The 24,235-nt window shown below is 44.2% G+C and carries 11 protein-coding genes and 1 pseudogene; 11 read left to right on the forward strand and 1 reads right to left on the reverse strand.

What is annotated here, in order from left to right; all coding sequences use genetic code 11:
- Positions 1 to 138: 138 nt before the first annotated feature.
- The 8 genes and pseudogenes from GVN20_RS30135 to lpdA form a co-directional block, all read left to right on the forward strand.
- A pseudogene (locus GVN20_RS30135) lies at positions 139 to 666 on the forward strand (DUF11 domain-containing protein); the annotation flags it as partial.
- An 858-nt stretch (positions 667 to 1,524) separates the two neighbouring features.
- Entirely contained in the window at positions 1,525 to 6,651 is a 5,127-nt protein-coding gene (locus GVN20_RS17625; RefSeq protein WP_229599106.1) for a gliding motility-associated C-terminal domain-containing protein, read from the forward strand.
- Positions 6,652 to 6,656: 5 nt separating this feature from the next.
- A complete protein-coding gene (locus tag GVN20_RS17630; RefSeq protein ID WP_166559608.1) occupies positions 6,657 to 7,664 on the forward strand; it encodes a type IX secretion system membrane protein PorP/SprF in 1,008 nt (335 codons plus the stop codon).
- A 104-nt stretch (positions 7,665 to 7,768) separates the two neighbouring features.
- Positions 7,769 to 10,153 carry an OmpA family protein gene (locus GVN20_RS17635; protein ID WP_166559609.1) on the forward strand — a complete coding sequence of 795 codons (2,385 nt, stop codon included), beginning with the start codon at positions 7,769 to 7,771 and terminating at the stop codon, positions 10,151 to 10,153.
- 217 nt (positions 10,154 to 10,370) lie between these two features.
- Positions 10,371 to 11,312 carry a PorP/SprF family type IX secretion system membrane protein gene (locus tag GVN20_RS17640; protein ID WP_166559610.1) on the forward strand — a complete coding sequence of 314 codons (942 nt, stop codon included), beginning with the start codon at positions 10,371 to 10,373 and terminating at the stop codon, positions 11,310 to 11,312.
- Positions 11,313 to 11,398: 86 nt separating this feature from the next.
- Positions 11,399 to 14,170, forward strand: coding sequence for a 2-oxoglutarate dehydrogenase E1 component (locus tag GVN20_RS17645; RefSeq protein WP_166559611.1), 2,772 nt, complete (start codon positions 11,399 to 11,401; stop codon positions 14,168 to 14,170).
- Between the two features lie 97 nt (positions 14,171 to 14,267).
- Positions 14,268 to 15,842, forward strand: coding sequence for a 2-oxoglutarate dehydrogenase complex dihydrolipoyllysine-residue succinyltransferase (gene odhB, locus GVN20_RS17650; protein WP_166559612.1), 1,575 nt, complete (start codon positions 14,268 to 14,270; stop codon positions 15,840 to 15,842).
- 92 nt (positions 15,843 to 15,934) lie between these two features.
- A complete protein-coding gene (lpdA, locus tag GVN20_RS17655) occupies positions 15,935 to 17,338 on the forward strand; it encodes a dihydrolipoyl dehydrogenase (RefSeq protein WP_166559613.1) in 1,404 nt (467 codons plus the stop codon).
- 48 nt (positions 17,339 to 17,386) lie between these two features.
- On the opposite strand, the gene GVN20_RS17660 is transcribed toward lpdA, so the two are convergent.
- Entirely contained in the window at positions 17,387 to 18,658 is a 1,272-nt protein-coding gene (locus GVN20_RS17660; protein WP_166559614.1) for an McrC family protein, read from the reverse strand.
- 113 nt (positions 18,659 to 18,771) lie between these two features.
- Between GVN20_RS17660 and rimP the strand changes: the two genes are divergently transcribed.
- The 3 genes from rimP to infB all read left to right on the forward strand — a co-directional run bounded on the left by rimP (position 18,772) and on the right by infB (position 24,147).
- Positions 18,772 to 19,239, forward strand: a complete 468-nt coding sequence (gene rimP, locus GVN20_RS17665; RefSeq protein ID WP_166559615.1) for a ribosome maturation factor RimP — start codon at positions 18,772 to 18,774, stop codon at positions 19,237 to 19,239.
- A gap of 200 nt (positions 19,240 to 19,439) precedes the next feature.
- On the forward strand, positions 19,440 to 20,684 hold the full coding sequence (gene nusA, locus GVN20_RS17670; protein WP_166559616.1) for a transcription termination factor NusA: 1,245 nt from the start codon (positions 19,440 to 19,442) through the stop codon (positions 20,682 to 20,684).
- A gap of 190 nt (positions 20,685 to 20,874) precedes the next feature.
- Positions 20,875 to 24,147, forward strand: coding sequence for a translation initiation factor IF-2 (infB, locus tag GVN20_RS17675; RefSeq protein WP_166559617.1), 3,273 nt, complete (start codon positions 20,875 to 20,877; stop codon positions 24,145 to 24,147).
- Positions 24,148 to 24,235: the final 88 nt, after the last annotated feature.

Here is a 24,235-nt window from a genome sequence, read left to right on the forward strand (position 1 = left end):
AAAGACAAGAACGGCAACCCTGTGAAGGACAAAGATTCGACGCCAGGCAACGGCTTCACTAAAGGCGAAGACGATGATGACGATGAGCCGATTAATCTAACGCCATGTGCAATACCTCCAACCCCAACGTGTGGTGGTATGGGTGAAAATACATGTCCTGATTCTTGTGTGAACTTGGCCACCTTTATTCATAGTACAATTCGCACAGAAGGCGGTCGTTTCGAATGGTATACTACCTTCGATCACCAGCCTGGTACTAAAGTACTTGATCCAACCAAAGTATGTACTTCTGGCGACTACTACTTATTTGAAGTGGCTGAGTGTGGTGTATTCAGCAACGGTGCATTATTGAAACTTACAATTAAGTCTTGCGTAAGATTGACAGACCTGTCTGTTGAGAAGCAGGTACTGGAAGCGGGTCCTTATACTGTTGGACAAACAATTACCTATAATGTAGTTGCTTCTAATGAAGGCCCGAACAATGCAACAAATGTTACAGTAAGTGATGTTTTACCTGCTTCGTTGACGTTTGTAAGCGCGGATCCTTCTGCCGAATATAATGCTGCAACGGGTGTTTGGACTATTGGTAACTTGGCTAATGCAGCCAATCGTACCCTGAAAATCAAAGCAACTATTAATGCTGTTGGTTCAATAACAAACACTGCCATCGTAAAAAGCCCAGATAACGATCCGACCAAAGCTGGCAATGATACATCTCGTGTAACAATTCAAGCTACTTGTGTACAACCTGAGCCTCCAATTCTGGCTTGTGCAACCACCAACATTTGTCCAGGTGACAGCACATCGATTCACGCAATTGGTTGTCAGGGTGGAACAATCCAGTGGTCAAACAATATGATAGGCGCAAACATTGTTGTCAGACCAGCTGTAACAACAATGTATACTGCGATTTGTAAGAAGAATGGTTGCAGTAGCGGTCCTTCAAATGCAATTACAGTGTATGTAAATACGCCAACAACGCCAACAATTGCAGCAAGTCCTTCCACAACCGTTTGTGCAGGCAGCACTGTAACTTTGACTGGGGCCAATTGTGCAGGTACTATCATGTGGAGTACAGGCGCAACGGGAGCGCAAATCACGGTAACTCCAGGTGCAACTACAACGTATACTGCATTCTGTAAAATCGGGGAGTGTGAAAGTCCTAAAGCGAGTGTAACTATTACTGTAACACCAGGCGGACCTACACCTGAAGTTATTTGCAGCACTGATAAAGTTTGCCCAGGCGAAAGTGTTACGTTGGAAGTAAAAAACTGCACAGGTATCGTAGAGTGGTCAACTGGTGAAACAGGTAACGCAATTGTCGTTTATCCTTCAGAGACCACTGCTTACTGGGCAGTATGTAACAATGGGGGTTGTAAGTCGAAGTCTAAAGATTACGTCATAACGGTCACACCAATTGCTTCGCCAACGGTTGCAGCTAGTCCTTCAACAACAATTTGTAACGGTGGCAGTGTTACCCTCACCGCATCAGGTTGCACAGGTGTAGTAACATGGTCAAATACGATGACTGGTGCAAGTATCGTGGTAAGCCCAACGTCGACAACGACCTACACTGCCATCTGCAAAATAGGTAATTGTGTCAGCGCTCCTTCTGCCCCAGTTACAATAACTGTAGGAAATCCAACGGCTCCGATTATTTCTGCTGAATCGACCTTGCTTTGTGCAGGTCAAGGCACAACGCTCACCGCGGTTGGAACATGTGAAGGAAGCATCATCTGGTCTAATGGCGCTACAGGCAGCACGATTTCGGTGTCTCCTGCCGCAACTACTGAATATACTGCGGTATGTAAAGTTGGAACGTGCGAAAGCGTAATATCGAATAAAGTTAAAATTACCGTAACAACTACCGGTCCGGCGCCAACAGTGGTTGCCTCTAAACCGAGTATTTGTGTCGGTGACAGCACTACACTGACGGCAAGCAATTGTGCAGGTACGATTATCTGGAATACTGGGGCAACAACGACAAGTATTGTGGTTAAACCTTCCACTACTACTACTTATACTGCTTCATGCCGTGTAGCTGGGAAATGTGACAGCGCTCCTGGAAGTATAACTGTAACTGTCGGGAACAACACAACAGCACCAACCATAACGGTGAGCCCATCGGCTACTGTATGTGCAGGTACTAACGTGACACTTACCGCGGCTGGTTGCGCTGGTACAGTAATGTGGAGTACGGGTGCCACAGGTGCAAGTATCACCGTAGTAGCTAATGCAACTACGACCTACACTGCCATCTGCAAAATAGGTAATTGTGAAAGCGCTCCTGGTTCTGCTACAGTAACAGTTGTTCCTGTTCCTGAGAAACCGGTGGTTATTTGCAGCACCGACAAGGTATGTCCTGGTGAAAGTGTTACCCTTGAAGTACCGAGCTGTGCAGGTGTTGTGTACTGGTCGACTGGTCAAACTGGCCCTGCAATCGTAGTAACTCCAACAGTGACTACAACTTATACCGCTACTTGTAAAGTAGGTAACTGTACAAGCCCTGTGTCGGCTAATTACACCATACAGGTTATCCCCGTTACACCTCCAATTGTGAAAGCTACGCCATCATCAGTTAAATTAGGTGAAACGGCAGTACTTACAGCAGAGGGTTGTGCAGGAACAATTACTTGGTCGAACGGAATGTTAGGAGCAAGCATCGTAGTTAATCCTACTGAGACTACTTCATATACCGCTGTATGTAAGATAGGTAATTGTACTAGTGCGGCATCAGTGGCTGTTACTGTGACAGTGGCTAATTGTACAGCCCCAAGTATTGTGGCAACTTCAGCAGTAATCTGCGAAGGCAATTCTGTAACACTTACTGCCGCAGGATGTGAAGGCGGAACCATTCAATGGTCAAACAATGCTACTGGCAACAGTATCACGGTTACACCTTTAGGAACGACAACTTACACCGCAGTATGTAAAAAAGGAGATTGCACAAGTAGTGCTTCCAATACGGTGACGGTTGCGGTAACTAAAGTGTACGCACCAACGATTATTGCATCAGCAACAACCATCTGTAAAGGTGATTCTGTCACCCTGACAGCAACAGGTTGCAACGGTACATTACTCTGGTCAAATGGAGCGTCAAGTACTTCAATAAAAGTAGCTCCGATAGCAACTACTTCTTACTGGGTTAAATGTAAAGTAGGTAATTGTGAGAGTGCAGCTACTACTCCTGTAACCATCACGGTAGGAACGCCTGCACCTCCAACCATTGAAGCATCGAAGACAACGCTTTGCTACGGAGAGTCTGTAACACTGACGGCGTTGGGTAACTGTGCAGGATACATCCAATGGTCAAGTGGCCAAATTGGTAGCACCTTAACTATTATCCCAGCAGCGAGCACAATCTATACTGCAGCATGTTGCTACAACTCGATTTGCAAAAGCGTAGCATCTAATGCCATAAATGTGATAGTATCACCACGCATTACTGCTCCAGTTGTTGTTAATCTGGCGAATGTGTGTCCTGTTAAGACGGTAGATTTAACTACTGCAGTTAAGAATTATACACCTAACGCAGGTTTGGTTCTTGAATTCCACCAAACGAATTCACCAAGCTCGCCACTGGTCTCTAATCCTTTAGCAGTAGGAGTGTCTGGTACTTACTACGCATTCTTCCGCACAACGGCAGGTTGCTACAGTACTGGAACGGCTATCTCCGTATTGATTTCACCTTGCGAAACTACACCTTGTGAAACAAACCCTGCGACCGCTGATGCAGGTGCCGACGCCTCAATCTGCGCGGCGCTTCAGTACAAGCTCAACGGTAAAATAGGAGGCGTGGCTACTGGAGCAGTATGGACAACAAACGGTACGGGTACCTTTAGCAACTCGCTTGCACTGGATGCAACTTACTATCCATCGTTGGAAGATTTGATTAAGGGGGATGTAATACTCACCCTTACCACCAACGACCCAGATGGAGAAGGTAACTGTAAAGCAGGAGTAGATGCGATGAAGCTGATATTTACGGGAATCAAATTCAGACCGCAGATTATTGTAAATGGCACTTTCAAAGCAGATACACTGCCCGAAACCATTACCATCTGCCAAGGAGATACCGTTAAGTTGAAAGCAAGCGAAAACGGCTACAAAGTAAAATGGTTTAAAGACGGTAATGTCCTGTTCCCTGCCTCTGATGGTATCAGACAGTGGAATGTAACAGAACCTGGTACTTATTCCTACGCATTGGTTGATGATAGTCTTTGCTGCTCAGTAAACTCAGCTTATATTACGGTAGTTGTGAAAAGTCTACCAACGCCAATCGTGAAAAATCTGCGGAATGATTGCCCAAGCAATACCGTAGACTTAACCAAGGCACTGGAAGGTAATATCAACTATACTACCATCTTTACTTCTGCCGCTCAACCAAGATGCGATTGCTTGGTTGGTACACCAGAAGCAGTAGGAGCAGGTACTTATTTTGTTACTTACAAGAAAGATGGTTGTTATAGTGCACCAGCAGCTATAGAAGTGAAAATCTTCGATTGCGCTACCGACACGTTACGCTCCGACTTGAGTATCACAAAAACTGCAAATAAAACATTGGCGCTCATTGGCGAACAAGTTACTTACACCATTGTGGTGAAAAATAACGGACAGCACAAGGCAACTAATGTAGATGTTCGCGATATTATGCCAACACAGTTGGAGTTGATTTCAACATCGGGCTTAACAAACACAGGTGGTGTACTTAAAACCCGCATTCCTGCAATTGCAGCGGGCGACAGTACGACACTGACGGTAGTCACTAAAGCGGTAACGGCAGGCTATAATGTAATTAACAAAGCCGAAGTTACGTATGCTGACCAAGTCGATCCGAATACGGCAAATAACCTTGCGTCGGCAGGCATTGTTATCAGCGACGGTACAATATCTCCCGCCATTGGAGTTGCGCTTGCGGTTGATAAAATAGAGAAGAAAGGTGAAGGAGATACGACCTCTTACGATGTAACCTATAAAATAACGGTCAAAAACGTAGGAAATGTGCCTCTGACAAATGTAGTACTGCGTGATAGCATCACGAGTAGCTTTGCGCCTCCAGTTACGTTCGCAGTGTTAGGAGCACCAGTCGTTGAAACGGGTAGCCCACTCGTACCGAATGCAGGTTACAACGGAACAACAGATAAGAATATCTTAGGTCCTGGCAGTAACTTGGCGGTAGGTGCTGAAGAAACAGTCCTGATTACCATTAATATTAAACCCAATGGTAACAGTGGACCTTTCTTGGGCAGCGTGATTGCAACGGCAAACGGAAACGGTACACCTGTAACAGATGCTTCAAACCGAGGTATTGTGGTGAATGCACCAGTCAACAATCCTACTCCTGTGCGATTCGATTTGCCAAGTGCAATGATTGGATTGTCTAAATTAGCAGGTACTCCAGTAGCGCTTGGTGAAGGTAAGTTCAAAATACCATATACCATCAGCGTGACAAACCTTGGAACCAATGACCTCAAGAAAATCAAAGTAGAAGATAACTTGGGACTCACTTTTGGTAATAAGGCGGTCATTATTGGCAAGCCTTTGGTAACGGCAGACCTCGGGTTTGTGGTTGACTCAAGCTATACTGGTCAGGGATTACTTACTAATTTGTTGGTTGACTCGCTGAGTACTTTGCCAAAAGGAACAACGCGTAACATCAACTTGGCGGTGGTTATCTCTCTCTACAATCCTGATTCTGTGACTACGTTTAATAACATTGCAATCGGTGCAGGATATACAGAAGGCGGTGTAATGACTGCGGATACTTCAACGACAGGCGATAACGCTGACCCTGACAATGACCTTGATCCGCGCAACAATAGCGAATCTACTCCAGTATCACTTAACTCTACACCTGGAAGTGGGTTGCTTGGTTTGGCAATGTCTATCAAAGATACCGTGCGCAAAGGCGATGGTAGTATGAACATCACTTACAGGGTTATCTTGAAAAACTACGGTGCGGGTATGTTGACCAATGTTCAGGTTTCGGATTCACTGACCAAAGTCTACAGTTCGCTTACGGGTGCTAGTTATCAACTGGTAGGTACTCCAACGGCCAACGATTCAAGTACGTTACGCATCAATCCTGACTTCAACGGAGACCGCGATGTGAACCTCTTGATTGCCGAACAAAGCCGATTAGCGGGTGGACGATCAGACTCGCTATTCTTTACGGTCAATGTTACCACTGACGGACGTGTCACTCCTTATCTCAACCGTGCTTACGGAGCAGCACTTGCTGGACAGAATTCTGTTGCTGACATCTCGACCAATGGTTTGAATCCTGATTTGAACGGAAATAATAACCCAACGGAGTTGACAGAGGCAGAATACACGCCAATTGTGATTCCTTCCGACGGTGGATTGTTTGTTCCTGAAGGCTTCTCTCCAAACGGTGACGGTATTAATGATAAATTTGTGATTCGTCACCCATCTGGCACGAAGATTGTTCTAGAAATCTATAACCGCTGGATGAATCTGGTTTATCGTAACAACGATTATCAGAATGACTGGGAAGGCTCAGCTAACGTAGGAATTGGTGCTAACAATCAAACTGTACCAGTAGGCACCTACTTCTACAACGTGATTTTGGTTGACCAAAACGGCGGTGAGATTAAGAAGACAAGCCGATTTATGACCATTAACCGATAAGAACGATGAACAATATCATCAAACAAAAATGGACAATGTTACTGCTGCTGATCACTTTGATTAGCAGCAGTAAAACCTGGGCTCAGCAGGACAAAATGTTCTCCCAGTACATGTTCAATATGATGGCACTTAATCCTGCTTATGCTGGTAGCCGAGATGTGCTGAGCGCAACCGCTCTTTACCGCAACCAGTGGGGGGGAATGGCTGGAGCCCCTCAAACTGCTACGTTCAGCATTGATATGCCTGTAAACCGTGAAAGAGTAGGACTAGGACTTCAACTCTTCAATGACCAGGTGGGTCTTGAGAACTGGACTGGGGCGATGTTGTCGTACGCCTTTCGGATTAAGTTAGGCGAACGTTCAACCTTGGCATTGGGATTGCAAGGTGGAGCTATGAGTTTTCGCTGGGATTTATCCAAAGCGAACTTGGGCAACAACCTAACCGACCCTGCTTTTGCCAATAATGTTTCGAAGATCTTACCCAATTTCGGAACGGGTATTTATCTCAGTAACGATCGCTCTTACATTGGTGTTTCGGTTCCTTATCTGATTGAAAATAACCTTTCAGACTATGACTCTGGAGATAACCGCGCCAAAGTACGCCGGCATTTCTATGTCATCAGTGGGTTTGTGATTGGACGTAACAACATTAAACTAAAGCCATCCATGATGGCTCGCTACGTCCAAGGAACGGGATTGTCGCTTGATGGAAACCTTAATCTTTGGTTTAACGACCGAATTGCGGTTGGAATGTCTTATCGCCATAATCGTTTTTCGACGTATGCTGGTAAAATTCAAGAAGATATCAGCGGAAAAGTGTTAAGTGGAGATGCATTGGTTGGGATGTTGGAATTGCAACTTTCAGATCAATTCCGCCTGGGATATTCTTACGACTGGACACGCAATCGGTTGAACCAAGAACGTAAGTTTTTAAGCATTCCTACCCACGAAATAATGCTGCGGTATGAGTTTGGATTTAGCAAGAGCAAAATCCTTACTCCACGGTACTTCTAAAGAGACTGTTTGTTAAAAATAGTTAAAGGTATATTCTTCATGAAGGGTTCTTAACGATACCAACAGAAGAGAATATACCTTTTTTTTATCTTAAATTGTAGTATATGAAAACATACATTTTACTCATTATTTTGGCCATCGGTCTTTGGGTAAAGGAAGTAAAAGCACAGTCGTCTTTACAGCAGGCCAATCGTCAATATGAAATGATGGCCTATTCAAAAGCGATTGACTTGTACGAGCAGGCGCTTAAAGGTGGTGGCCTTGCCGATTCTACCAAATTACGTACGTTGATTAAATTAGGGAATAGCTATCGGCAAATCAGAGATACACAAAATGCCGAGCGAGTTTATCGGTTGGTGGTGGGAGAGGATACAATACCTTCGGCAGCTCATGCCAATTGTTATTTGTATTATGCACAAGCATTAGCAAGTAATGGCAAATATGACGAAGCTAAAGAAGCTTATGAGCGTTATAATCAATCGCAGCAAGAAGATAGTCGTGGAAAAGAATTTAATAAATTATATACAGATGTTAATAAGTTATCAAAAAATAAAGCAAGCTATACGGTAGAGTCACTCGATAATATCAATACAAATCGTGCTGAATTTAGCCCCACTTATTATAAAAAAGGCTTGGTATTTGTTTCTGCCCGCAATGAAGGGTTAAACGTAAAACGAGTATACAGTTGGAATCAAACGGCGTTTCTGGATTTATACGAAATCCCTGATTTATCCGTAATTAATTCTAAAAAAACGAGTAAACTCGGAGGTTCAACGTTAGCAAATAAGACCGAGCGGGCCAAAGGTGTTTATTTACTGGGGGCAGATGAGTACACTTCGCCAACGGCCAACGATTCCCAAATTCCTGGAAATTACCGTAATGCAAACGTGAATGGTACTGCTACCGCACCTTTACAAAATGCAGTGATTGAGTCCCATAATATGGGGAAAGCCATTAATTCAAAATACCATGAAGGGCCAGTTGCCTTTTTTAAGGATGGGCAAAGGATTCTTTTTACCCGTAACAACTACCTGAACGGAAAGTATAAAACAAGCAAAGACGGGGTTAATAAACTGAAATTGTACTCTGCTGAAAGTGTAAACGGTAACTGGAAGGATTTGAAAGAACTTCCATTCAACAGTGACGAATATTCCGTAGGGCATCCGGCGTTGTCAAAAGATGATAAATTGTTGTATTTTGTTTCAGATATGCCTGGAGGGTTTGGCGGGACGGATTTATACGTCAGTAAATACGACGGAGCCAATTGGTCTACACCAATCAATTTGGGACCAGGGGTCAATAGTTCGGGTAACGAGATGTTTCCTTTTGTAGACGCGCAAGGGAACCTTTATTTCGCATCAGATGGTCATGCTGGATTGGGGGGGCTGGATATATTTTATGCCAAGCTTATTGAAGGCGTTATGGCTAAAAAGCCGAGAAATCTTGGAACACCTATCAACTCAGCCAAAGATGATTTTGGATTGATTACCGACGCCGAGCGTACCAGCGGTTTTTTTAGCAGCAACCGACATCAGGGGGGGCATGATGATGATTTGTTTCGCTTTGAACGAACGGGTCCGCTAAATCCCTGTCAAGACATAATTGTAAATGTCATTGATGCAGAAACAAAGATGCCATTAGCAAATGCCGTTGTTGCCATGGCGGGCAAAAGTGAAAGTGATACCGAAGTAAAAACAGGCCAAACGGATAAAAACGGTAGCATACGCTTATGCCTAGACCCCGAAAATGATTTTGTGTTTAAAACAACTTATGAGGGCTATGTTGGCAATTCGGTCGATGTTGCCGCCAAAGATTTAGACATAACCGAAGTTATAAAACTGGATATTCCGCTGACGAAAATCAAAGTAAAATCTAAAACATTTACACTTCGGGGCTTAGTAACGACCCAAAAAGACCGCAAGCCTATCTCGGGTGTGAAAGTATTACTTCGAAATGAATGTGACGATAGTGTTCAGGAAGCCGTAACAGACGCAAATGGAACTTATCTTTTTGAAGTGCCCAGTGGTTGTGATTACTCAATTGAAGCCCTGAAAGATAATTTAGGAACAATGGGTAGTAAAGTAAAAGGAGGAGAGACATCCGAGGCAAATATCACCATGTTTGAAAAAGGCGATGTCATTAAAATCGAAAATATCTATTATGATTTAGATAAATCGAATATCAGAACCGATGCATCAGCTGAGTTGAACAAACTCGTGGAGGTCATGAACAAATACCCTAAAATGAAGATTGAATTCGGCTCTCATACCGACAGCCGTTCGTCTGCCAAGTATAATAAAATACTATCTACGAAGCGTGCAAAGGCCGCGGTTGCGTACATCGTAAATCAGGGAATCTCCTCTAAAAGGATTATTGCCGCAGGCTATGGTGAAAGTAAGCTGGTGAACAAATGCAAAGACGGAGCCCCTTGTACCGAAGAAGAACACCAACAAAACCGCCGAACAGAGATAAAGATTTTGAGTTTGTAAAAGTAGATGTTTAATAGGATGCTTATCAAAAGCAGAGGCTCTAATGAGTTTCTGCTTTTTTTATGATTATGGAATGGCATCGTAAGATTGTTTTTGCAAGCAAAACTGTAATTGTTGGTATCAAAAAGGGTAGAAGTTTGGGTTGACTTCTGCCTTTTTATTGGGTTTGGCAAGATTAGTGCTTTCTTTTGCGTTGATAAAAGAATCAACTGGTATTATGATGAAAAAACTATGTCTACTCTCTACAGTTTATCGCCTTTTCTCCCTCGTAAACTGTAAACTGCTAACTGCCTGCTGCTTATTTCTAATTGCCCACTATGCCCAAGCCCAGCGTGAAGTTCAATATTCTCAATATTTAGTTAATCCAATCGCCATCAACCCTGCAGCTACGGGTGTTCGTGAAAACTTTTATTTTAATGCCGTTCTTCGCCGGCAATTTGTGGCTGGAATACAAGGGCTTCCTGTTACCCAGTCTTTCGCTATGGATGGGAGCGTTGCTGATGGAAAGGTCGGGTTGGGATTACAGGGGCTAAACGACCGAGTGGCCGTCAATGTGGCGGTTTTTGGCAGTGCTTCCTATATTTTTAAGCTTTCAGAATTTCAAAAAATTTCCATCGGAGCATTAGGGGGAATTAATGTTTTGCCGTCGCGTTCAGCCATCAATACTGGTGGGGGAATCAATAAAGCATTGGCAAGTGCGGGCGTCGGAATTTATTATCAGGATGAAATGTTTTTTGGAGGAGTCTCGATGCCTGAAATCTTAAAACAAAGTTATGGATACAATAATACAAGTGGACTGCTTAATTATCAACGTCCCATTTTTTTACAAGCAGGTTTAAAAATGGACATCAGCGAAGGGTTAAATGTAGTTCCATCAATACTAATTACAAAACCTGAGCAAGGAAAAATCAGGACTGATTTAAACGCGTTGATGCACTACAAAAATGCCGCGTTGGTGGGGTTGTCTGTTCGTTTGGGAGGCGTTAATTATGTTCAGGTACTGTTGGGCTATGACGTTTCCAAAAACATAAGGATAGGTTATACCTACAATTCGCGACGAGTAGAAGACTTCTACGGCAACTCCAATAGTGTACCTGGAGCGGGTAAGGGTATCCACGAAATTGTGTTTACACTTCAGCCTAATCCAAGATCCAACTAGATTTTTACTAAATCTATAAGACTTTTGCAACGAATTCAAAATACATGAACTAAATTTGCCCCACTTTCAACCAGCATTTTTTTTTAATGGAAAAATACTCATATATAGCTAATTCAGAAGCTGCGTACATTGAGGACCTGTACCAAAAATACTTACAACAGCCTGACTCTGTTGATTTAAGTTGGCAACGGTTCTTTGAAGGGTTTGAATTTTCTGCTAAATACGGCGAAAATAAACCTAAATCAAATGGCAATGGGGCCGCACCGGTGGCTGAAACACCTATTTCAGCTTCGCATACCCGCAAAGAAATGGAGGTAGTTCACTTGATAAGGGGCTACCGTCAGAGAGGGCATTTAATGTCGCAGACCAACCCGCTAGGACCCCGCAAGAATCGGTATCCCGAGTTGGACTTAAAAGACTTCAACTTGTCGGAAGCCGATTTAGAAACGGTATTTGAGGCAGGGATTGAAGTATTTGGCCGGGCCGCAAAGCTGCGTGAAATTGTGGATGCCCTTCGTAAAGTCTATACCGAAAAAGTAGGGTTTGAATACCAATACATCCGCGACCGTCGGGCTAAAAGCTGGTTAAGAAAGAAGATTGAACAGGAATACCTGAACTTTACGCCTACGATTGAGCAAAAGAAACGTATTCTTGAAAAACTCAACGATGCTGTAACCTTCGAGAACTTTCTGCACACCAAATTTTTAGGTAAAAAGAGATTTTCGCTGGAAGGTGGAGAGGCGACTATTCCAGCATTGGATGTGGCAATCAACCGTGGCGCTGAGCTTGGGGTGGAAGAAGTGGTAATTGGTATGGCGCACCGTGGCCGTCTCAATGTATTGACCAATGTGCTTCAAAAGCCTTATGAACAGGTCTTTAACGAATTTGAGGAAAACGTTGAGTTGGATGAATTCAGTGATGGCGACGTAAAATACCACATGGGTTACGAAAGCCAAATCGAAACGCCAGAAGGGAAAGCCGTTAGTCTTAAACTTATGGCGAATCCATCGCACTTAGAAGCCGTTAATCCAGCCGTGGTAGGGTATGCCCGCGCGCGTGCCGATGAACACTACGGTCATATTGAAGGGCAGGATAAATACGACCCCGTTCTGCCTATTTTGATTCACGGAGATGCCGCCGTGGCGGGGCAGGGGATTGTGTACGAAGTAACGCAAATGTCTAACCTCCCCGCGTATTATACGGGCGGAACGTTGCACTTTGTGATAAATAACCAAATTGGATTCACCACCGATCACGAAGACGACCGCTCATCTATTTATTGTTCAGACATTGCCAGAATCGTGGATGCGCCTATTTTCCACGTCAATGGAAATGACCCCGAAGCGGTAGCCTTTGTAATGAAGGTCGCCATTGAGTTTCGCCAGGAGTTTAACCGCGATGTATTTGTGGACATGGTTTGTTACCGCAAATACGGTCACAATGAGTCAGATGAACCGCGTTTTACGCAGCCGACGATGTATTCGAAAATTTCACAACAGCTCAATGGTCGGGATTTATACCTAAAAGTATTGACCGAACGTGGAGAGTTGGACGCGCAAATTGCGGATCAAATGAAGGCCGAACTCGAAGGCGAGTTGCAGGATTTACTTCAAAAAGTAAAACAAAAACAGCTTCCGTATAAACGCCCTAAGCTCGAACGTGATTGGGCTGAGTTGCGGCGTTCGGTGCCCGAAGATTTTGAAAAATCACCCGTTACTGGTATTACAAAAGAGGTGATTGAAAAAGTAGGGCAAGCCCTTACAAGCTTACCCGAAGGTTTCAAAGCATTGAAACAAATTGAAAAAGTAATTGAAGAGCGGAAGCAGATTTTTGCGGGCGAAAAACCGCTGAACTGGTCGTCGGGAGAATTGCTGGCGTACGGCTCTATTCTGACGGAAGGAAAAACCGTCCGGATGACGGGGCAGGACATTCAGCGCGGTACTTTCTCACACCGCCATGCCGTGCTTCATGATTCCGAGACCAATGCCAATCACAACAGTTTGGCGCATATCGGTGAAGGACAAGGGAAATTTGAAATCTATAATTCACTGCTCTCAGAGTACGGAGTTATGGGTTTTGAGTACGGTTATGCCATGGCTAATCCCCACGCATTGGTGATTTGGGAAGCTCAGTTCGGCGACTTTGCGAATGGGGCTCAAATCATGATTGACCAGTTTATTGCCGCTACGGAGTCGAAGTGGAATGCCATGAACGGGTTGGTGCTGTTGTTGCCGCACGGCTACGAAGGCCAGGGGCCTGAGCACTCAAGTGCCCGTCCGGAGCGCTTTTTGATTTTGTCGGCGGAGTATAACATGTACGTTTGCAACATTACCACGCCAGCCAACTATTTCCACATGATTCGTCGTCAATTGGCATTACCTTTCCGAAAGCCAGCCATTTTGATGTCGCCTAAATCAATGCTGCGTCACCCGATGGCGGTATCGCCTTTAAGTGATTTTGCCGAAGGAACTTCTTTCCGCGAAACCATCGGAGATGAATTTGCTGAACCTAAAAAGGTAAAAAAAGTGTTGCTTTGTACTGGTAAGCTTTATTGGGAACTGTTGGACAAACAACAAAAAGATAATCGTAAAGATGTGGCCATTATTCGGGTAGAGCAGTTGTATCCATTCCCCAAAAAACAAATACAGGCGTACCTAGATCAATACAAAAAAGCGGATGTGATTTGGGTGCAGGAAGAGCCAGAAAACATGGGCTATTGGTCATTTATTTTGCGTGAGTTTCCTGAAATTGGTTTAGGAAAAGTGATTGCCCGTAAAGCCAGTGCATCACCCGCAACAGGATATATGAAAATACACGCAAAAGAACAGGCAGAACTCATTGAGCAGGCTTTTTCTTAAAATAATACCCTGAAAATAGAGCATTGAAAGTAATAGCGAGATTCTCTGTTTTCATCCTAACTCATTTTCAAATTGACAATTCCCAAATTCTGAATATATGTCACAGATTGAAATAAAAGTCCCGACCGTCGGAGAATCTATCACCGAAGTAACCATTGGTTCTTGGGTGAAAAAAGACGGAGAAAGTGTCAAACGTGATGAAGTAATATGCAGTTTGGATTCAGATAAAGCATCTTTTGATGTCGTTTCTGAGGCTGATGGCGTTTTACGGGTTAAAGCACAAGAAGGTGATGTATTACCGATTGGTGGACTGATATGTGTGATTGAAACATCGGCTGAGGCAGCTTCCGCTCCTGCGTCAACTCCCGCACCCGTTGCTTCGGCGCCTGCTCCCGTCGCTGCGGCTTCTGTTGCACCTGCAACGGCAGCTAAAATAGTAGAAATGAAAGTGCCGACAGTGGGTGAATCCGTCACGGAAGTAACCATCGCTAGCTGGAATAAAAAAGACGGCGATACCGTTCAATTGGACGAAGTCCTTTGTGAACTAGAGTCTGATAAAGCTACTTTTGAACTCCCTGCCGAAGCCGCAGGAGTGCTACGCATTGTAGCTGAAGCGGGTTCGACGTTGTCAATCGGAGCCGTAATCTGTAAAATTGAAGTAGGTGCTGGAAGTGCGGCGGCCTCAGCTCCAGTAGCTGAAGCACCGCAATCAAACGGTCAGGCGGTTACGGCCAATGCTTCCAATGATAGTTATGCAGCAGGGCATCCATCTCCCGCCGCTGCCAAAATTTTGGCCGAAAAAGGCATTAACCCTGCAAGTGTAGCGGGGTCGGGTGTTGGCGGAAGATTAACGAAAGAAGATGCCATCGCAGCACAACCCCAAACTGCTCCTAAGCCTACTCCAGCTGAACAACCTAAAGCGCCAGTAGCGGCACCAGCGGCTCCTGCCCCTGCTCCCAAAGCGGCGGATGCCCGTGGCCAACGCCGCGTGAAAATGACGTCGCTGCGCAAAACCATCGCGCGTCGTTTGGTTGCGGTTAAGAATGAAACGGCCATGTTGACAACCTTCAATGAGGTAGACATGAAGCCCATCATGGAGTTGCGTAATAAGTACAAAGATAAATTTAAGGAAAAACACGGCGTAGGTTTAGGCTTTATGTCATTCTTTACCAGAGCTTGTGCGGTAGCTTTGCAGGAATTTCCAGTAGTGAATGCCTTCATTGACGGCGATGAAGTCGTTTACAATGATTTTTCCGATATTTCAATTGCGGTTTCGACCGAGCGTGGCTTAGTGGTGCCCGTAATTCGTAATGCCGAAAAAATGACCTTCTCTCAAATTGAGAAAGAAATCATTCGTTTGGCTGGCCTCGCCCGCGACAACAAGCTGACCATTGACCAAATGCAAGGTGGGACCTTTACCATCACCAACGGTGGTATTTTTGGGTCTATGCTTTCAACCCCGATTATCAATGCTCCCCAAGCGGCGATTTTGGGAATGCACAACATCGTTGAGCGTGCTGTCGTGGTGAATGGAGAAATCGTTATTCGACCTATCATGTACGTTGCACTAAGCTACGACCACCGCACCATCGATGGCCGTGATTCGGTGAGCTTCCTCGTCAGAGTAAAGCAATTGCTCGAAGACCCTACACGGTTACTGTTGGAAGTGTAAGAATATAAATTAAAAAGGGGCTCGGTATACCGTGCCCCTTTTTTGTGAAATTGTTCGAATAATTAAATGACTAAAACAGTTATATAAATCCAATGCAATACGACGTTATCGTAATCGGTTCGGGGCCTGGCGGCTACATTTGCGCCATTCGTTGCGCGCAGTTAGGCTTAAAAACGGCCATTATCGAAAAATATAAAACCCTTGGCGGAACCTGCTTGAATGTAGGTTGTATTCCTTCCAAAGCGCTGCTCGATTCTTCTGAGCACTACTACAATGCCTCGCATACGTTTGCTGAACACGGCATTCAGCTCGAAAACCTAAAGGTGGATTTGGCGCAAATGATTGCCCGCAAGAGTGAGGTAGTCAGCCAAGTATGCAAAGGCGTCGAGTTTTTGATGAAGAAAAACAAAATTGATGTCTACCAAGGCCTTGGCTCATTTGTGGATAAAAATACCGTAAAGGTGACCAAAGAAGGAGGAGACATTGAAATGATTACTTCCAAAAATATCGTCATCGCTACGGGCTCCAAGCCTTCGTCATTACCAGGTGTTACGATTGATAAAAAACGCATCATCACTTCGACCGAAGCGCTTCAACTCAACGAAATTCCCAAACACCTCATCGTGATTGGGGCGGGCGTAATTGGCGCAGAGCTTGGTTCTGTGTACGCACGCATCGGGGCTAAAGTAAGCTTTGTTGAATATGCTTCGGCCATGATTCCGACCATGGACGCGACGATGGGCAAAGAGCTTCAGCGGACGGTAAAAAAACTCGGCGCTGATTTCTATTTTAGTCACAAAGTAAAAACGGTGGAAAATACGGGTGATGAGGTCATCGTAACCGCAGAGAACCCTAAAGGAGAGCTCGTTACTTTTACGGGTGATTACTGCCTGATGAGCGTGGGACGTAAACCCTATACCGATGGACTCGCGCTTGAAAATGCGGGTCTGGTGGCCGACCAACGCGGAAAAATCGAAGTGGATGAACACACGCTTCAAACCAAAGTGCCTAACATCTACGCCATTGGCGATGTGATTCGCGGGGCGATGTTGGCCCACAAAGCGGAAGAAGAAGGCGTGTTTGTGGCCGAAACCATCGTTGGACAAAAACCACATATCAATTACCTGCTCATTCCAAACGTAGTTTATACATGGCCTGAAGTAGCAGGAGTAGGTTATACGGAAGATGAATTAAAAGCCAAAGGAATTGCCTATAAAACAGGTTCGTTTCCGTTCAAAGCCCTTGGCCGCGCGCGCGCAAGCATGGACATTGACGGGACCGTAAAAGTATTGGCTCACAAAGAAACAGATGAAATTCTGGGCGCGCATATCATTGGCCCGCGCGCAGCTGATATGATTGCAGAGGCAGTGGTAGCCATGGAATACCGAGCCTCAGCCGAAGACGTGAGTCGCATGTCGCACGCACACCCCACCTATACAGAGGCCTTTAAGGAGGCTTGCTTGGCGGCTACAGGCAACCGTGCATTGAATGCCTAAATAATAAAAGTCGGTCAGTTTATTATGAGACTGACCGGCTTTTTTCTTCTATGTCATCCCTAAATAATTTTCCATCTTTTCTACTTCTAACGATAACAGTGCCCTTATATCAAAAGGAATAACGGTTAAAACCAATTGTTTTTCAAAACGAAATGGAGGAAGCGGTGCCCGAAAATCTTCCTGGGCGGGATAAATCAGGAATAGCGCATCCGCGTTGTATTTGCGCCCATAAGCGTATAATTGATACAAATCGGCCTGTTCTATACCATAATTAGGGAGAGTGGGTTCAATCCATTTCCACTTCATATCCATAACCACCGTTTGTTGGTCTTTGCGAATCACCAGGTCGGGGCGTAACCGAAATCGGCGCTTGCCAGAATGATCATCGACCAAAAAATGCAAATTGTCCTGATACGATACTTGATGGTCGACTAAATAACGTTTTGCACCATGGGCTACATAATTTTCAAATAATCGTTCGGTCGGAAACAATAACGAGTCATTTACGTCTTTGCCAGCCGTAGCCCATGACTGTTGATTGAGCAACACTTTGGCCCATTTCAACGCTTGTGCATATCGGTTAAAACGTCGGTCTAATTTTTCTAATTTTGCAAAATCAGCGTTTACTTGCGTGGAGGTATTGACGTCTGCCAATGCAAAACGCAATTGCCGAAGGCGAACCTGATTGGGCAAATATTGACTGCACTTGCCTAAAAACAACACGCAGGTTTTCAGCAAGCGATTGGGCAGGATGTCGGCGTTGAATTCGTCATGGGCGGAAAACAGCAATTCAGGATGGAGGGTATTTTGACGGTGCGGTAGCCATTTTCCCCGTACGAATGTTTGTTCGGTTTCAATGGTTTGATAAGCCCTTTCCAAGCCCTGTTGCATAATTTGCTCCATTTCTTGAATAAAAGCTGAAATGAAAATCTCCCAAAGTGGTTGGTCCGCCTGTTGTAAATGTGCTTGAGAAAGCTGGTAAAATGGAAGGTCAGTGACACTGCGGAGCATTTTCAATAAAGACTGTCTTGCTATAAAAACGGTATCATTTTTTGAAATTTTCGGTAAAATTTCAAATTGAGTACCGTCAGATGTTTGTAAAATACCCGTGTAATTTTTGAAACGAAGGCACTCTTTACCTTTTTGTAAAAAAAAATGAATTACGGCATCGGCATGGGGTACAAAAGCCCACTGTTTGAGCAGGTCAAAAGTCTGGTCTGAAACAAATACCTCCGTGTTTTGGGTGCTATCAATACTTCCCCCTGCCTCGGAAGCGCGCCGAACTATACCGTACTCATACACGACAACATGCTGTGCCATAGCAAATAATTAAAATGGGTGTTGTTAAATTAGTAAAAAGATGTTACTTTTGCACCACAATTTACGGTTAAGATTCTGAGGGGAAATTGATTCCCCTTTTTTGTTGGAAAAAAATGAATGTAAAGGAAAAAATTGTCGAATTGCTTTCTACCCTTTTGGAGGATGACAAATTTTTCATCGTAGAAGTGCAGGTCTCCGCCTCAAAAGTTCGTCAGAAAGTAACGGTGTTGATTGACAGCGATGCGGGCATCAGCATTGATGAATGTGCCGAAATTAGCTGGAAATTAGGAGAAATGCTCGAAACGCAAGAAGTGCTGCCCGATGCGTATACGCTTGAGGTGTCTTCTCCGGGTGTAGATTATCCGTTGGCGATGCCAAGGCAGTTTCGTAAGAATATCGGACGTACTTTAAGAGTAATAGCAAAAGATGGTGCTGAGAAAAAAGGTAAATTAATTTCGGCGGATGAAGAAGGGTTTGTGATACTCGAAGAATTGAAAAAGAAGAAAAAAGACCAAGTTCCTGTTGAATTGCCTTTTGCCTATACCGACATTGCAAAGGCACAAGTACAGATAACGTTTTAAATACCACAGGAAAATAGTATTTTTAATGTTTCTTTTAAGGATTGAATCTGGGTTGGTGGGATAAAAATAAAGTGAAAGAACGTAGTGTTAGAAGTGGGAATTAATTCTCGACGAATAATCACTGCTCTTAGATAAACTGTTTTAAGATTTAAAGAATTGTTCTGTGTTTAACAAATAACAATTAACTGTTTTGAAAGAAAATGGATAGCGTAGTATTGATAGAATCGTTTGCCGAGTTTGCTCGCTCCAAAAATATTGATCGTCCTACGATTATAAAAGTATTGGAGGAAGTGTTTCGTACGATGATTCGTAAAAAATACGGTACTGATACCAATTTTGATGTGATTATCAACCCCGATACGGGCGACCTCGAAATGTGGCGTACCCGTGAAATCGTGGACGATAACTCAGAAGATATTTGGGAACCGGATAAAATTCCTCTGGCTGAAGCCCGCAAAATTCAGGATGACTTTGAAGTGGGTGAAGAAGTAGCTGAGGAAGTAAAATTGGAAGATTTTGGACGGCGTCTGGTGCAAACTGCACGTCAAACGCTGATTCAGAAGGTAAAAGATTTAGAGAAAGAGTTGCTGTATATCAAATACAAAGACATGGTCGGCGACCTGCTCAATGTAGAAGTATATCAAATACTCAAAAACGAACTCATCTGTTTAGATACCGAAGGCAATGAATTAGTCCTGCCCAAACAAGAGCAAATCTTTAAGGATAAATACCGTAAAGGAGAGCCCGTTAAAGCGGTCATTCATAAAGTGGAGCTAAACAATGGTACGCCAAGAATTACGCTTTCGCGTACTTCTCCCGTATTTTTGGAAAGATTGTTTGAAACCGAAATTCCTGAAATCTACGACGGACTTATCAACATTCGTAAGATTGTGCGTGAGCCCGGCGAGCGTGCCAAAGTAGCGGTGGAGTCGTATGATGACCGTATCGATCCCGTGGGCGCTTGCGTTGGGATGAAAGGTTCGCGGATTCATACTATCGTGAGAGAACTGAATAATGAGAACATTGACGTTATCAATTATACCGAAAATCTCGAATTGCTCATTCAGCGTGCCTTGAGCCCCGCCAAAATAACTTCAATGGTGATAGATAAAGAGACCAAAAGGGTATCTGTTTATCTAAAACCTGATCAAGTTTCCTTGGCGATCGGTAAAGGAGGACAAAACATTAAACTCGCCGGGCGTTTGGTCAGCATGGAAATAGATGTATTCCGTGATGTTGAAGGCCAAGAAGACGAGGAAGATGTGGATTTGAGCGAATTTACGGATGAGATTGACGAGTGGATGATTGAAGAATTCCGCAAGATTGGTTTGGATACTGCAAAACAAGTCATCAACATCAGTAGAGAAGAGCTTGTTCGCCGTACCGACCTTGAAGAAGAAACAGTAGAAGAAATCCTTGAAATTTTACGTCGTGAATTTGAATAAATGTAGTCGGTTTGGGACAAAATGACTCACTGAAAAAGGGACATTTACGAGTTAATTGCTGACTATACTTGACGTACAGAGAACAGATAAACGTAGTTGAAAAATAAATCTGTATCTTTGGGTTAATTTTCCAGGGTTTCCCTAATAACGAATAACCAATAACTCGTACTTCGGTACGTCTATTTCCAGTATGTCGGAAGAAAAAAGTATGCGCCTTAGTCAAGCAGCTCGAATACTCAATCGTAGCCACGCTGCGGTTGCCAGTATTTTGGGTGCTAAAGGCTTTAAGGTTGATAATAATCCCAATACAAAGTTAAACGCTGAACAGCTTGAATTTCTGTCTAAAGAGTTCAAGGTGGACGCGCTATTGGGGGGAATTACCCCCAAAAAAGAAGAACCTGCTGCACCACAACCTAAGTCAGAAGATAGCCCTGTACTTTATTTTCGTACATCGCAGTCGGCTGTCAATGTACCTAAACCGGTTGTTTCAGAGCCTCAACCGGAGAAAGAAGAAAAACTTCCTGAAACCCCATCTATTGGACTAAAGGTTGTTGGGAAAATTGATTTGGATGCTCCCAAACCAATCAATGTACCCGTTCCAACTCCGCCAAAACCTGAGGAAGCACCTAAGCTGGCCCCTCCCGTTGTTGAAGAGAAAAAACCAGAGGTGGTTATTATTGAAGAGAAGAAACCAGAAGTGGTTGTTGAAGAGAAGAAAATAGAAGAGACTCCGGTGGCAGAAAAACCTGTTGAAGAGAAAAAGCCGGAAGTAATGATGCCAGAGCCTGTGAAGGAAGTAGCATTGCCTGTGGTTGAATCCAAAGCAGAAATTATCCTGCCTGTGGAAGCCGCACCCGTACCCGTACCCGAAATTAAGCCTATTGAGGAGTTAACGAAAGCAGAGCCAAAAGTAGAGCCAATCATAGAACCCAAAGCAGAAGTGGTACAAGAACCAGCGGTGGAACTCAAACCTGCACCTCAACCAAAACCCAAGGAAGAACCTGCTAAACCACAGCCGTTTACTCCTCGGACAGAACGCCCTCAACAACCTGTTAAGGTAAAACAACCCGAGCCTCCTAAAGAAGTTCCTGCCCCTGAGCCAGAACCCGAGCCGGTATTGATTGAAGCAAAAGGTGAAACCTTGAAAGGACTCACCATTCTAGGAAAGATTGAACTTCCTACCGAGCGCCGAGGTGGTGACGGAGGAAATCGAGATAAAGACAAGGACAAAAAACGCAAACGTAAACGGTTGCGTAAAGGAGAGAAAGTTACTGATAATGCCCCGGCAGCTAATCCTAATAGCCCTGCTAATAAAGGAAAACAGAATCAGAATGATCGGCCTATTACACAGTACCAACATGGCCAACGGGATGGTTCAAAGACCAATGCTCCGGCCAATGCAACTCCTAATGCCAACGCGACGCCCAATACAACAGCACCTAATGCAAATACCGCTGGTGGAGCTGCTAAAAAAGGGCCAGCGACCAATAATACGAATACGAATGCCAATAAAAAAGGCGGAAGCGGTCGTAGAGAGCGTAAAGATGAAATCAGCGACAAAGAAGTGGCTGACTCAATCAAGGCTACTTATGCCCGCTTGAGCGGTACTACTAGTGGTAAAAACTTTGGCGCAGATAAGCGCCGTGAACGTCGCCGTTTGCGGGCAGATGCTGCCGAAGAGCGCATGATGCAGGAGCAGGAGGATGCTAAAGTGTTGAAAGTGACGGAATTTATTTCGGCCAACGAACTGTCATCTTTGATGGACGTATCGGTGCAAGAAGTAATTTCGGTTTGTTTGAGCATGGGTATGTTCGTTTCCATCAACCAACGTTTGGATGCGGAAAGTATCACGCTGATTGCCGATGAATTTGGTTATGAAGTCGAGTTTATATCTGCCGAAGAAGAAATTCAAGGAGATGTAAAAGTAGAGGTAGATGCTGAAGAAGATTTGCTTGAACGTGCGCCGATCGTAACCATCATGGGTCACGTTGACCACGGTAAAACATCGTTGCTTGACTATATTCGTCGTACACGAGTTGCGGCGGGTGAAGCGGGTGGTATTACCCAGCACATTGGCGCCTACAGTGTAAAAACAGATGGCGGACGCAGAATCGCGTTCTTGGATACACCAGGTCACGAAGCTTTTACGGCAATGCGTGCTCGTGGAGCTAAATTGACGGATGTTGTTATCATCGTAATTGCGGCTGATGACTCTATCATGCCTCAAACGAGAGAGGCTATAAATCACGCTCAGAATGCCAACGTTCCGATTGTATTTGCATTCAGTAAAATAGATAAGCCCGGAGCTAACACCGAAAAGATACGTGAGGCACTAGCCAACATGAATATTTTGGTGGAAGAATGGGGAGGTAAATACCAAACTCAGGAAATTTCATCAAAATCGGGAGTAGGTATTCCTGACTTGATGGAAAAAGTGTTGCTGGAAGCAGACTTGCTCGAACTGAAAGCAAATCCGAACCGTAGAGCTTCTGGAACGGTGGTTGAAGCATCCCTTGATAAAGGCCGTGGATATGTGGCAACGATATTGGTACAAACAGGTACCTTGAGAGTCGGTGATGTGATCTTGGCAGGTGCGCACTTTGGACGGGTTCGTGCCATGTTTGACGCCACGGGTGCGCGTCTTAAAGAAGCTGGCCCATCGACCCCTGTGCAACTTTTAGGGTTGAACGGGGCTCCTCAAGCGGGTGATAAGTTTAATGTGATGGAAAACGAACGCGAAGCGCGTGAAATTGCTAACAAGCGTGAGCAAATCATGCGTGAGCAAACCATCCGTACCCGTAAACACATTACGTTGGAGGAAATCGGCCGAAGAAAAGCAATCGGTACTTTTAAAGAATTGAATATTATCGTCAAAGGTGACGTGGACGGTTCGGTAGAAGCACTTTCCGATTCGCTACTCAAACTTTCGACGGAAGAAGTACAGGTAAATATCATCAATAAGGCGGTTGGTCAGATTGCAGAATCAGATATTAACCTAGCCATTGCTTCCGATGCAATCATTGTTGGATTCCAGGTTCGCCCTTCAAACAATGCGAAAAAACTCGCGGAGCAGGAGCAAATCGAAATTCGTTTGTATTCAGTTATCTACGATGCCATCAATGAAGTGAAAGATGCCATGGCGGGTATGCTAGAACCAACGATGGAAGAAGCAATTGTTGGTAATGCCGAAGTACGTGAGGTATTCAAAATTAGTAAAATAGGTACCGTGGCAGGCTCTTACGTAACGGATGGTATTATCAAACGTAACAACAAAGTCAGAGTAATTCGCGACTTTATCGTGGTACACGAAGGAGATATTTCACAGTTGAAACGTTACAAAGACGATGTAAATGAAGTAAAATCAGGCTTCGAATTTGGACTCAGCATTAGAGGCTTCAATGACCTTCAAGTAGGAGATATTGTTGAAAGCTTTGAAATGAAAGAGGTAAAACGGACATTGTAAATTTTTAATTATAGTATTGAGCAGGCTTTTAGGGATTCTAGAAGCCTGCTTTTTTATTGAAACGTTGTATTTGTGTATATTTAAACTT

The organism is Runella sp. CRIBMP (genome assembly GCF_009905605.1).
In the GTDB taxonomy this organism is placed as follows: domain Bacteria; phylum Bacteroidota; class Bacteroidia; order Cytophagales; family Spirosomataceae; genus Runella.